Source organism: Velazquezella soli, assembly GCF_977018685.1.
In genome coordinates this window covers 523,609-535,992 of the sequence record NZ_CDRNXF010000005.1, presented here as the reverse complement: position 1 = coordinate 535,992, position 12,384 = coordinate 523,609, and the positions used below count along the sequence as shown (strand labels likewise).

The 12,384-nt window shown below is 61.2% G+C and carries 10 protein-coding genes; 9 read left to right on the top strand and 1 reads right to left on the bottom strand.

The features are described 5' to 3' along the window. Nucleotides 1-14 precede the first annotated feature (14 nt). The 7 genes from ntrB to cysG are packed head-to-tail and all read left to right on the top strand — an operon-like array spanning nucleotide 15 to nucleotide 9,121. Nucleotides 15-920, top strand: coding sequence for a nitrate ABC transporter permease (gene ntrB / locus AC0JZ8_RS22900; protein ID WP_471893662.1), 906 nt, complete (start codon nucleotides 15-17; stop codon nucleotides 918-920). Between the two features lie 10 nt (nucleotides 921-930). After that, nucleotides 931-1,728, top strand: coding sequence for an ABC transporter ATP-binding protein (locus AC0JZ8_RS22895; protein WP_471893661.1), 798 nt, complete (start codon nucleotides 931-933; stop codon nucleotides 1,726-1,728). 5 nt (nucleotides 1,729-1,733) lie between these two features. Further along, the gene (gene nirB / locus AC0JZ8_RS22890; RefSeq protein WP_471893660.1) at nucleotides 1,734-4,181 is read left to right on the top strand and encodes a nitrite reductase large subunit NirB; all 2,448 of its coding nucleotides are present in this window, start codon (nucleotides 1,734-1,736) and stop codon (nucleotides 4,179-4,181) included. A gap of 4 nt (nucleotides 4,182-4,185) precedes the next feature. Beyond that, entirely contained in the window at nucleotides 4,186-4,521 is a 336-nt protein-coding gene (nirD, locus tag AC0JZ8_RS22885; protein WP_062463257.1) for a nitrite reductase small subunit NirD, read from the top strand. After that, nucleotides 4,518-5,000: a cyanase gene (gene cynS / locus AC0JZ8_RS22880; RefSeq protein ID WP_471893659.1), complete on the top strand. Its 483-nt coding sequence runs from the start codon at nucleotides 4,518-4,520 to the stop codon at nucleotides 4,998-5,000. Before nirD ends, cynS begins: the two co-directional genes overlap by 4 nt. Before the next feature lie 16 nt (nucleotides 5,001-5,016). Continuing rightward, nucleotides 5,017-7,674 (top strand): nitrate reductase, encoded by a 2,658-nt coding sequence (locus AC0JZ8_RS22875; protein WP_471893658.1) that lies wholly within the window; start codon nucleotides 5,017-5,019, stop codon nucleotides 7,672-7,674. After that, a complete protein-coding gene (gene cysG / locus AC0JZ8_RS22870) occupies nucleotides 7,646-9,121 on the top strand; it encodes a siroheme synthase CysG (RefSeq protein ID WP_471893657.1) in 1,476 nt (491 codons plus the stop codon). The genes AC0JZ8_RS22875 and cysG overlap by 29 nt, the downstream gene beginning before the upstream one ends. Before the next feature lie 240 nt (nucleotides 9,122-9,361). On the opposite strand, the gene AC0JZ8_RS22865 is transcribed toward cysG, so the two are convergent. Then, nucleotides 9,362-10,117 (bottom strand): phosphatase PAP2 family protein, encoded by a 756-nt coding sequence (locus tag AC0JZ8_RS22865; protein ID WP_062460072.1) that lies wholly within the window; start codon nucleotides 10,115-10,117, stop codon nucleotides 9,362-9,364. A 95-nt stretch (nucleotides 10,118-10,212) separates the two neighbouring features. On the opposite strand from AC0JZ8_RS22865, the gene AC0JZ8_RS22860 reads away from it, so the two are divergent. After that, nucleotides 10,213-10,911, top strand: coding sequence for a response regulator transcription factor (locus AC0JZ8_RS22860; RefSeq protein ID WP_471893868.1), 699 nt, complete (start codon nucleotides 10,213-10,215; stop codon nucleotides 10,909-10,911). Further along, a complete protein-coding gene (locus AC0JZ8_RS22855; RefSeq protein ID WP_471893656.1) occupies nucleotides 10,904-12,046 on the top strand; it encodes an ATP-binding protein in 1,143 nt (380 codons plus the stop codon). Before AC0JZ8_RS22860 ends, AC0JZ8_RS22855 begins: the two co-directional genes overlap by 8 nt. The last annotated feature ends 338 nt before the right edge of the window (nucleotides 12,047-12,384 follow it).

Genomic DNA, 12,384 nt, shown 5'->3' with positions numbered 1-12,384 from the left:
TTGAAGGGATCACCATGACTGCAACAGCCCGCAAGTCAGACCAGGCAACAACGCCAAAAACGCCGGCGGCGTCGGAGAAAAGCGCGACCGTTGTCATGATGGTCCAGCCCCCAGCCCGCAAGCTCAACATCCGGCATGCCGCCACTGCCGTCTGTCGCAACGTACTGCCGCCGCTGGTGGTGCTGATCGCGCTCCTCGCCATCTGGCAGATCGCCTGCTCCGGTGCTGGCGCTACTTTGCCACCGCCATCGCAGGTCTGGATCGACAGCTATGACCTCATCGCCCATCCGTTCTTCGATTTCGGGCCGCAGGACATAGGTCTTGCTTGGCGCGTGCTGATCTCGCTTCAGCGTGTCGCGATCGGCTTCGGGCTTGCAGCAGTGGTCGGCGTCTTCCTCGGCGCCCTTGTCGGCCAATCGGTCTGGGCCATGCGCGGCCTCGACCCGATCTTCCAGATCCTGCGCACTGTTCCACCGCTTGCCTGGCTGCCGCTGTCGCTTGCCGCCTTCCAGAATTCCAATCCGTCGGCGATCTTCGTGATCTTCATCACCTCGATCTGGCCTGTCATCATCAACACCGCGGTCGGCGTGCGCAACATTCCGGATGACTATCGCAACATCGCCCGGGTGCTGCGCCTCAATCAGCTCGAGTTCTTCATCCGCATCATGGTACCGGCGGCAGCCCCTTACATCTTTACCGGCCTTCGCATCGGCATCGGCCTGTCGTGGCTTGCCATCGTGGCCGCGGAAATGCTGACTGGCGGCGTCGGCATCGGCTTCTTCATCTGGGATGCGTGGAATTCCTCGCGCCTCACCGACATCATCGTGGCGCTCGCCTATATCGGCGTGACCGGCTTCGTCCTCGACAAGCTGGTGGGCCTGCTCGGCTCGATCGTCACCCGCGGCACCGCCAGGAATTGAGGAGACGGCCATGAGCGCCTACCTGAAAATCGATCACGTCGACAAGAACTTCGAACGCGCCGGCACAAAAACAGAGGTGCTGAAAGACATCTCGCTCACCATCGACAAGGGCGAGTTCGTCTCCATCATCGGCCATTCCGGTTGTGGCAAGTCGACCCTGCTGAACCTGATCGCCGGCTTGACGCGGGTTTCCACCGGTGCCGTCCTGCTCGAAAACGTAGAGGTCAATGCGCCGGGCCCGGAACGCGCCGTCGTTTTCCAGAACCATTCGCTGCTGCCCTGGCTGACCGTCTATGAAAACGTCAATCTTGCGGTCTCCAAGGTTTTCGCCGGCAGGAAGACGCGGGCCGAAAAGCATGACTGGGTGATGCGCAACCTGGACCTCGTCCAGATGGGGCATGCCAAGGACAAGCGCCCTTCCGAAATTTCCGGCGGTATGAAGCAGCGCGTCGGGATTGCCCGCGCGCTCGCCATGGAACCGAAGATCCTCTTGCTCGACGAACCTTTCGGCGCGCTCGATGCGCTTACCCGCGCCCATCTGCAGGATGCGGTGATGGAGATCCATTCCCGCCTCGGCAACACGATGATCATGATCACCCATGACGTCGACGAGGCCGTGCTGCTCTCCGACCGCATCGTCATGATGACCAACGGCCCGGCCGCCCGCATCGGTGAAGTGCTTGACGTGCCAATCCCGCGGGTACGCGACCGCATCGCGCTCGCGGCCGACCGAACCTACCTCAAGTCCCGCGAAGCTGTGCTGAAGTTCCTCTACGAACGTCACCGCTTCGTCGAAGCTGCGGAGTAACCGACATGACGGAAAAGATCGTTATCATCGGCAACGGCATGGCACCCGGTCGCATGCTGGAAGAGCTGTTCGAAAAGGCCCCTGGTCGTTTCGACGTGACCATCTTCAACGCCGAACCGCGCGTCAACTATGACCGCATCATGCTGTCGCCGGTTCTGTCCGGCGAAAAGTGCTACGACGACATCGTCATCCACAATGACCACTGGTACGCCACCCATGGCGTGACCCTGCACAAGGGTGCCAGGGTCACTGAGATTGACCGCCAGGCGAAGACGGTCACCTCGGCCAAAGGCATTACCGCTTCTTACGACAAGCTTGTCATCGCCACCGGTTCTCTCCCATTCATTATCCCTGTTCCGGGCCACCAATTGCCCGGGGTTCTCGCCTACCGCGATCTCGCTGATGTCGAGAAGATGGTCGAGATTGCGGGCGCCAAGGGCCGCGCCATCGTCATCGGCGCCGGGCTGCTGGGCTTGGAGGCTGCTTACGGGCTGAAGCGGCAGGGCATGGAGGTGACCGTCATTCACCTCAACCCGACCATCATGGACCGTCAGCTCGATCCGCCGGCCGCCTATCTGCTCGAAAAGGCGCTGACCGAACGCGGCATCGACATCATCACCAAGGCCAATACCAAGCGGATCCTCGGCACCGACAAGGTGGAGGGTATCGAGCTGGATGACGGCCGCGTCATCACCGGCGATATGGTGATCATGGCCGTCGGCATCCGCCCGGCCTCGAGCCTTGCCAAGGATGCCGGCATCGCCGTCAACCGCGGCATCGTCGTCGACGACGGGATGATGACCTCTGACCCGAACGTCTTTTCGCTCGGCGAATGCGCCGAACATCGCGGCATCTGCTATGGGCTCGTTGCGCCCCTTTATGAGGCCGCAAGGGTTCTTGCTGATCGCCTCATCGGCGGTACCAGCGAATATCATGGCTCTGTCGTCAACACGAAGCTCAAGGTCACCGGCATCAACCTGTTTTCGGCAGGCGATTTTGCCGAAGCGCCGGACCGCGAGGAAATCGTGCTGCGCGATGCGTCCGCCGGCATCTACAAGCGGCTGGTCCTGAAGGACAATCGCATCATCGGCGCGGTACTCTACGGCGAGACGGCGGATGGCTCTTGGTTCTTCGACCTGATGAAACGCGGGACCGATATCTCGCAAATGCGCGACACCCTGATATTCGGCCAGTCCTACCAGGGAGGGTCTCCGCTGGACCCTATGGCGGCCGTTGCAGCCTTGCCGGATGATGCGGAAATCTGCGGCTGCAACGGCGTCTGTAAGGGCAAGATCACCACGACCATCACCGGTAAAGGGCTGACCTCGCTGGATGACGTCCGCGCTCACACAAAGGCATCCGCTTCCTGCGGCTCCTGCACCGGGCTCGTCGAGCAGCTGATGGCGCTGACGCTGGGCGATGCTTACAACCCGGCCGCCGTCACGCCGATGTGCACCTGCACCGAGCTTGGCCACGACGACGTCCGCCGCCTAATCAAGGCCAAGGGTCTGAAGACCATTCCCGCCGTCATGCAGGAACTGGAATGGAAGACCTCCTGCGGCTGCGCCAAGTGCCGGCCTGCGCTCAACTACTATCTCGTCTGCGACTGGCCGGACGAATATGCCGACGACTACCAGTCGCGCTATATCAACGAGCGTGTGCACGCCAACATCCAGAAGGATGGCACCTATTCGGTCGTGCCGCGCATGTGGGGCGGTGTAACGAACGCCGCGGAACTGCGCGCCATCGCCGATGTCGTCGACAAGTTCGAAATACCGATGGTGAAGGTGACCGGCGGCCAGCGCATCGATTTGCTCGGCATCGAGAAGGAAGATCTGCCGGCCGTCTGGGCCGACCTCGGCAAGGCCGGATTCATCTCGGGTCAGGCCTATGCCAAAGGCTTGCGCACGGTAAAAACCTGCGTCGGTTCCGACTGGTGCCGCTTCGGCACCCAGGATTCGACCGGGTTCGGCATCCGCGTCGAGAAGTTCATGTGGGGCTCGTGGACACCGGCCAAACTGAAACTTGCCGTCTCCGGCTGTCCGCGCAACTGCGCCGAAGCCACCTGCAAGGATATCGGAGTGATCTGCGTCGACAGCGGTTTCGAGATCCATTTCGCCGGTGCCGCCGGTCTCGATATCAAGGGCACGGATGTTTTGGGTCTGATGAAAACCGAGGATGAGGCGCTGGAGCATATCGTGGCGCTCACCCAGATGTATCGCGAGCAGGGCCGTTACCTTGAGCGCATCTACAAGTGGGCCAAACGCATTGGCCATGACGAGATCCGCCGCCAGATCATGGGCGATCCCGAAAAACGCCGTGCCTATTACGACCGTTTCGTCTTCTCCCAGACATTCGCCCAGGTCGACCCCTGGTCGGAGCGTGTCTCGGGCAAGGACAAGCACGAGTTCAAGCCCATGGCGACCATCAGCTACAACCAGGCAGCGGAGTGAGGCGATGAACAGCAACTGGATGACGATCGGTCGAATAGACGACATTCCGCTGCGCGGGGCGCGTTGCGTAAAGACGCCGCAGGGTAAGGTTGCCGTGTTTCGCACGGCCGAAAACGAGGTCTTTGCAATCGAGGACCGTTGCCCGCACAAGGGCGGTCCGCTCTCCCAGGGCATCGTCCATGGCAAGGCCGTGACCTGCCCCTTGCACAACTGGGTGATCTCGCTTGAGAGCGGCCGCGCACTCGGCGCCGACGAAGGCTCCGTGGCGACACTGCCGCTGCGCAACACGGACGGCGAATTGTCCATCCTCCTGGAGAGACGGCTGGAAGCGGCCGAGTGAACACCCCCATCCTGCATATTCCCAAGGAGGCAATGATGCTGTCAAAATCAGACGTGACCGAGATGATCTACGAGAAGAAGCGGCAGGCCGGCCTGAGCTGGGCCTCGATTGCCGAAGGGATCGGCATGAGCGAGGTATTTGTTACCTCGGCCTGCCTTGGAATGAATGCGCTGCCGCGCGTGAAGGCCGATCTTCTGGTGCGCGATCTCGGTCTGCCCCAGGAATGTGCTGTCGTCTTGGCCGAGTTCCCAACCAAGGTCTGGGGTCGCGATATCCCCACCGATCCCTGCATCTACCGGCTCTACGAGATCGTTGGAGTTTACGGTGAGACCCTGAAAGAACTCATCCAGGAGAAATGCGGGAACGGCATCATGAGCGCCATCGATTTTGACATGGTGGTGGAGAAGGTTGCCAATCCGAAGGGCGACCGCATTGAGATCCGCATGAGCGGAAAATTTCTCGGTTACAATAGTTGGTGAGATGCGGGAAGCCACCATGTCCGGTGTAACCAAGACGACCTGCCCCTATTGCGGTGTCGGCTGCGGCGTGATCGCCGCAGTCGACGACGAGGGCAAGATCAGCGTGGCGGGCGATCCTGACCATCCCGCCAATTACGGAAGGCTTTGTTCGAAAGGCTCGGCGCTGGCCGAAACGCTGGATATGGACGGTCGCGCACTTTACCCTCAAGTGCATGGCGAAAGAGCCGGCTGGGACGAAGCGCTCCATCTCGTTGCCGCAAACTTCCAGCGGACAATTTCCGAGCACGGGCCGGATGCCGTCGCCTTCTATGTTTCCGGGCAGATGCTGACCGAAGACTATTATGTCGCCAACAAGCTGATGAAGGGGTTTATCGGCTCCGCCAACATAGACACCAACTCACGCCTGTGCATGGCTTCGTCCGTTGCCGGTCATCGCCGCGCCTTCGGCGCCGATACCGTCCCGGCCTGCTATGAGGACCTGGAGCTGGCGGATCTGGTGGTCTTGGTCGGCTCGAACATGGCCTGGTGCCATCCTGTCCTTTACCAGCGTCTGGCGGCGGCCAAGGCTGCCCGGCCTTCCATGAAGGTGGTGGTGATCGACCCGCGCAAAACCGCGACCAGCGACATCGCCGATCTGCATCTGGCCGTGGCCGCCGATGGCGACATCGCCCTGTTCAACGGGTTGCTCAACTATCTGTCCGAGACCGGAGCGGTGGACGAAAACTACGTGTCAAGGCACACATCCGGGTTCCCTGAAGCGTTGATGGCAGCGGCACCTGGCTCTGTCTCTGACCTTTCGGAGGCGACGGGCGTGTCCGGCATGCTCATCCGTCAGTTCTACCGTCTCTTCGGACAAACCGAGAAGGTCGTCACTTGCTACAGCCAGGGCGTCAACCAGTCTGCCGTCGGCACGGACAAGGTGAACGCCATCATCAACTGCCATCTCGCAACCGGTCGGATCGGCCGGCCCGGAATGGGACCCTTGTCACTGACCGGCCAGCCAAACGCCATGGGCGGGCGCGAAGTTGGCGGTCTCGCCAACATGCTCGCAGCCCATATGGCGATCGAAAACCCGGTGCACAGGGATCGGGTGCAGCGCTTCTGGAGTTCACCCACCATCGCCGACAGACCCGGCCTGAAGGCCGTCGACATGTTCGAGGCGGTGGCGGACGGTCGGATCAAGGCGATCTGGATCATGTCGACCAATCCGGTTGTCTCCATGCCCGAGGCCGATGCGGTCAAGGCGGCCCTCACGGCATGCCCCTTCGTGGTGGTCTCGGACATCCAGCAGGATACCGATACGGCCCGTCTCGCCCATGTCCTGCTTCCGGCCACCGGCTGGGGCGAAAAATCCGGCACAGTGACGAATTCAGAGCGTCGGATCTCCCGGCAGAGACCGTTCCTATCTGAGCCGGGCGAGGCCCGCGCCGACTGGTGGCAGATGGCTGAGGTGGCTAAGCGTATGGGGTTCGGCCCGGCTTTCGATTACGGCGCTCCGGGCGAGATCTTCGCCGAGCATGCAGCCCTGTCCGCCTTCGAGAACGAGGGCGAGCGCGATTTTGATATTGGCGCCCATGCCGCGATCAGCCACAGCGCCTATGACGACCTCCATCCGTTCCAGTGGCCGTCGCGCGGTGACGGATCAACTCTTGCTCGTTTCTTCGGCGATGGTGGTTTCTTCACCGCCGATCGAAGGGCCCGCTTTGTGCCGGTCGCGACGCCTGCGCTGGAAAAGACGGACGGCCGCTTTCCCTTCACCCTCAATACGGGTCGGATCCGCGATCACTGGCATACGATGACGCGCACGGGAAAGAGTGCCCGGCTCTCCGCCCATATCGCGGAGCCCTTCTGCGAGATCCATCCGGCGGACGCGGCGAACGTCAGTATCGGCGATGCCGACCTCATGCATGTCGAAGGCGAAAACGGCAGGTCGATCATCGTGCGCGCCCTGTTGACTGAACGGCAGATGCGGGGGTCGGTCTTCGTTCCCATGCACTGGACCGGCGAGACGGCGCCGAGTGCACGCGTCGATACGCTTGTCCCCTCCCGCGTCGATCCGGTGTCCGGCCAGCCTGCCTTGAAGATGGCGCGCGTTTCCGTTGCCCGCCAAGAGGCGCAAGCGCATGGCTTCCTGGTGGCGGCGAAGCGTCCGCTCGACCTCCCGTTTGCCTATTGGGCGATCGCGAGAACCGAAGGTGGTTACCGACTGGAATTTGCAGGCGACCCGCCCGCCGATGGCTGGGAGGACTGGTTGCGGCGCAGCTTGCGGCTCGACGAGCGCCAGGACTTCTCCGGCTACCTCGACCGGCAGGCCGGGGATCACCGCCTGCTCGGCTTTGACGGAGAGCATCTCCTGGCAGCCTTGTTCGTGTCACGTGAACCAGTCAGCGTGTCGCGGCAATGGGCGGTCGAGCAGCTGAAGGAGCGGCATCTGGACAGCCGCACCCGTTCCATGCTCATAGCCGGCCGTCCGGCAGCGGGGCGACCGGACAAGGGCGCGATCGTCTGCTCTTGTTTTTCGGTCGGTATCAATGAGATTAGTGCCGCCGCCCATCGCGGTTGCCGTTCTGTGGAAGCCGTCGGCCTAGTCTTGAATGCCGGAACCAATTGCGGCTCCTGCCGCCCCGAAATCAGGAGGATCCTGGATGCGACGCAAACCCTTGCAGCAGAGTGACGGAAACGAACGCATCGCAGCACTCGCCAAGCTGCCGGTCTTCTGGAACCTTACGGGCAAGCGGGCGGTCATGGCGGGCGGATCGGATGGCGCCGCCTGGAAGGCAGAGCTTCTGCAGGCCTGCGGCGCTGAGGTAGAGCTGTTCTGCGAAACCTCAGAGCTCGGCGACACGATGAAGGCGCTGGTGGAGCGGACCGGTCTGACGCATCATGACCATCCCTGGCATTGCGGTATCTTCACCGGGGCATCGCTGGCGCTCGCCGACTGCGAGACCGAAGCCGAGGCGCAGGCCTTCTACTGCGCGGCGCGCGGGGCCGGCGTCCCCGTCAATGTGATCGACAAGCCTGCCTATTGCCAGTTCCAGTTCGGCTCGATCGTCAACCGGTCGCCAGTGATCGTGTCGATCTCGACGGATGGAGCGGCACCGATTCTCGCCCAGGCGATCCGCCAGCGGATCGAAACACTGCTGCCGCCGGCGCTGAAGCAATGGGCAAGCCTTGCGCAGTCGCTGCGGGAGGCGGTCAACCGCCGGCTGTCGCCAGGTCCGGCAAGACGCCTTTTCTGGGAGCGTTTCGTTGCCCGAAGCCTCTCGACCAACGAGCCACCAGCGCAAGATACCGCGGACCGGTTGCTGGCCACCGCCGAGCAGATCGCTTCGGTTCCGAGTTTGGGATCGGTGACCCTGGTCGGTGCGGGGCCGGGAGATGCCGAACTGCTCACGCTCAAGGCCATGCGGGCGCTGCAGGCCGCCGATGTCATCCTGTTCGATGATCTTGTCTCGCCGGAGGTGCTGGAACTGGCGAGGCGTGAGGCAAAGCGGTTCCTCGTCGGCAAGAGAGGCGGACGCGAAAGCTGTCGCCAGGATGACATCAACGACATGATGGTGCGGTTCGCAAAGGACGGCAAACGCGTTGTCCGGCTTAAATCCGGTGACCCGATGATCTTCGGGCGGGCAGGCGAAGAAATCGCCCGGCTGCATAGCGAGGGCATCGCCGTAGACGTGGTGCCGGGCATTACCGCAGCGTCGGCCATGGCCGCGTCGCTGAAGACATCGCTCACCAACCGCGACCACGCCCAGCAGGTCCGCTTCGTCACGGCGCATTCCCGGGATCATGAACTGCCCCAGACCGTCCACTGGGCCTCGCTCGCCAAACCCAACCAGACCTCCGTGTTCTACATGGGCGGACGCATGGCAGGCCAGATCGAGCAGCGCCTGATGGACAATGGGATGACAGCTGACACGCCCGTTGTCGTTGTCTCCTCCGTCAGCCGCCCGCACGAACAGCGCTGGTCTGGCCCGCTCGCAAGCCTCGGCGATGCCATGCGCACGATCGGCGTCGAGGAGCCTGTGCTGATCGGGGTCGGAGATGTGTTCGGCGCGGTCGCCGGAGAACACGGTCAAAGTTTCGACCAGGAAGGGCAGGAGCATCGGGTTGGAAGCGTTTGAGCGATGCTGAGCGACGTCGCTGGGAGGGAGCGGCAAACAAAGGATAGGCCCTGAATGCGCCGAGACTTGCAAAAGTTGCTACATTCTACTTCCGTGCGCCACGTGGCAGTAACTTCAATGGCCTGCCGCGACGCCGGCCGGTGTCGTTCGTCCTTGCAACCAACGCAGTGTGTGAAAACTGACGCACGATCGGATTTGGCTTGACCTAGCTCCGCGCTCTGATGCGATCTCGACGAAGACTTACGTTCGGCACGGATCTCTCTTAAATAGTGCGTCGATCTGAGGCGCGTTTTGAGAAAACGATTGCCAGAGGAGCACGGCCAGAACGAACATCACATTCCAGGCAATCACCACGTCCGAGAGGAAGTGGCCTCCGAACATCACTCGGTTGAATGAGAAGGCTGCCGCGACAATGCCGACCGCTGCGAGATAAGTTGTCCGGTGTCTGGGGGTGACGAACACGACAAGTGTGAGCAGCGCAAAGGCGCTTGCGGCCTCTCCCGAGATAAAGGAACAATTCCTGACGCATTGGTCGGTGAGCTGCCACGGAGGGGTAAAGATCGCACTGCCGCCGAATTCGTCGAGTGCTCTTGGACGCGCCCTCCCGACCAGCATCTTGATGACTTGAACGCCCAGCCCCGGACCTGCTGCAAAGAACGTCAGTACGAATAACAACTTATGCGGTGCGGCTGAGTATTTCGGGTTCCTGAGGAAAGGACTTGCAAGCAAAAGCACGATTGCAAACCCGATCACGACCCAAGGCAGAAGCCTGTTGAGGTCACGAAACGCAATGAGGAAACTGTTTTCCTCGAAAGCGAAGCCCGCGATGGGATCCCAGAAATAACGACTGACGATCAGGTCGATTTCCGGCACAGTTGCAAAGATCAGCGATACAAAACCCAGAAGCATAAGCGCCTCTGGAAGCAAACGGTGTGCTTCGTCTTCAACGGTCTTCGGATTTGCTTTTTGAACGTGGTTGAGATCAGTTGCGTCCATGGGTGGTTCCTATGTGAGGACCACGTTCTCTCGCCGGATTATCAAGATTTGACCGAGAACCGGAGAAGAGCATGTCAAAGTCAGAGAGTTTGACGATGATCTCATCGCTCGTGCTGGTCGTCGAGGACGACCAAGAGATTGCTTCCCTTATTGAAAAATATCTCGCAAGAGCCGGCTACAGGACGGTAAAGGCTTCGACAGGCCTTACGGCTCTCACCCATGTCCAGAGATTGCAGCCCGACCTGATCCTGCTCGATATCGGCCTGCCTGACATCGATGGCTTCGATCTTCTGGCGAGGGTCCGGGCAAATTCGAGCGTGCCGGTCATCTTCCTGTCGGCGATGGATGACAGTACCGACAAGTTGCTCGGCCTGAAGCTCGGCGCCGATGACTATGTCACCAAACCGTTCAACCCGCAGGAAGTAGTGGCGCGGGTGGGCGCTGTCCTCAAGCGCACCAGAGGCGTTGGCGCTCATGAGGTTGTCCGGCACGACGGGGTCGAGGTTCAGCTGGAGTCCCACATCGCGATTGCCTCGACGGACAAAGGCCGGGTCGAACTGCCGCTGACCGCAACGGAGTTTCGCGTTCTCGTTTGTTTCGTCCGGTCGCCGTTTAAGACCTTCGAAAGAGCATCCTTGCTGGACGCGTGCATGCCCGAAAGCGATGCGCTCGATCGAACCGTCGATACGCATATCGCCAACCTCAGGCGAAAGCTGGCGAGTTGCGGCCTGGACGGCTTTATCGTTGCCGTGCGCGGGATAGGCTATCGTTTCGCGAGGTCGACAGGTGTCTAGACCGGCTCTATCAACACTGACGGCGGCTCTGGTTTCCGTCATTCAACTGATGACCATCGCGCTCCTCTATATCCTGACCGACTGGTATATCGATCATGCCGAATTATCGGCACTGGACGCGCTGCCCCCCGATGCGAAACGTGCCTGGGTCAGCATCAACAATGGCGAGATGCCCGCACCGAGCGATCTCGCGGCACTCGCTCCGCTCTATCCGACACTGGAAGAGGCGACCGAGGCGTCCCCTGTCGAGGGTGTTTTAGGTTTCGGATTTCTGCTGATCGTGTTTAGCAGCGGCATTGGCGTCGTCCTGGCCTACAGGCTCGTCGCGCCGCTCACCCGCCTGACGGCCGCAGCCGAAAAGATCCGGCAGGGCGATTTTCAGGTCACGGTCGAACCGGGCGCAACCAAGGAAGTCGAAACGCTTGCGATCACCATCAATCGCATGGCGAGCGAGTTGCTTGCATTGGAGACCCGCCTGAAATTCAACACGCGCGCGGTGGCCCACGAACTGCGCACACCACTGACGGTGCTGCAGGGCAATCTGCAAGGCATGACTGACGGCGTCATTCCCGCCAGCGAAGCCCAGTTGCGTGCGCTTTTGGCGCAGACACGGGGCATGTCGCGGCTGGTGGACCAGCTGAACACGCTCTCACTGGCAGGCACGATCGACTTTGTGACCGCGACCATGGCGACCGACCTGGCCTTGCATGCTTCGGAGACGGTGACCCTGTTCCAGATCTCCGCAGGCGGTGATGTCAATTTCCGAACCTACCTTGCGCCCGCACCGGCAATGATCGATCCGGACCGTTTCCGCCAGGCTATCCTCGCTCTTCTGGAAAACGCACGGCGATACGCGGGCAATTTCGGGCCGATCGATGTTCATACCGGGGTGGATGACACGGGGCGGTCGTTCATTTCTGTCCAGGACAAGGGTCCAGGACTACCAGACTATGCGCAGCACTCCTCTTTCGACATGTTCTGGAGAAGCGAGAGGCTCAGCGGTCGTGGCACAAGCGGTTCAGGGCTTGGTCTGACGATCGTCAAAGCGATTGCGGAAGGCCACAATGCCCGCTTGGAGGTCGGAAACAATCCTGACGGTGGCGCATACGCCAAGGTTACATTTGAGGTCGCGTAGACCTAAGCGATCCCGAGGACGCTCCAACTGAAATGGAGGCGAACAGCGCCGGCCTGTCGCACCGGGTAAGAATCTACCGCTCCTGACCGACAGCGGAAATGCCTCCGCCTTGCGCCTCAAATTCGGTCGTCAAGCACTGCATTGCTCAGTTCAGACTGTTGGCCTAGCTTCGTGGCGTCGTCACGTCGTCGGTGTGCGTCGTCCATCCTGTTGAACGCAGCTTCCGGGATGGGCCCGCTGTTCGCACAATCCCGTATTCGCTACTTCCCTGAAATAGGAGTGGAGCGTCGTCTGAAGCGCTCATAGCGCTCCATCAGGGACAAATTCCACGCAAGTGG

Coding starts and splice junctions, on each gene's coding strand:
- ntrB (WP_471893662.1), top strand. CDS start 15: ATGACTGCAACAGCCCGCAAGTCAGACCAGGCAACAACGCCAAAAACG.
- AC0JZ8_RS22895 (WP_471893661.1), top strand. CDS start 931: ATGAGCGCCTACCTGAAAATCGATCACGTCGACAAGAACTTCGAACGC.
- nirB (WP_471893660.1), top strand. CDS start 1,734: ATGACGGAAAAGATCGTTATCATCGGCAACGGCATGGCACCCGGTCGC.
- nirD (WP_062463257.1), top strand. CDS start 4,186: ATGAACAGCAACTGGATGACGATCGGTCGAATAGACGACATTCCGCTG.
- AC0JZ8_RS22875 (WP_471893658.1), top strand. CDS start 5,017: ATGTCCGGTGTAACCAAGACGACCTGCCCCTATTGCGGTGTCGGCTGC.
- cysG (WP_471893657.1), top strand. CDS start 7,646: ATGCGACGCAAACCCTTGCAGCAGAGTGACGGAAACGAACGCATCGCA.
- AC0JZ8_RS22865 (WP_062460072.1), bottom strand. CDS start 10,117: ATGGACGCAACTGATCTCAACCACGTTCAAAAAGCAAATCCGAAGACC.
- AC0JZ8_RS22860 (WP_471893868.1), top strand. CDS start 10,213: ATGATCTCATCGCTCGTGCTGGTCGTCGAGGACGACCAAGAGATTGCT.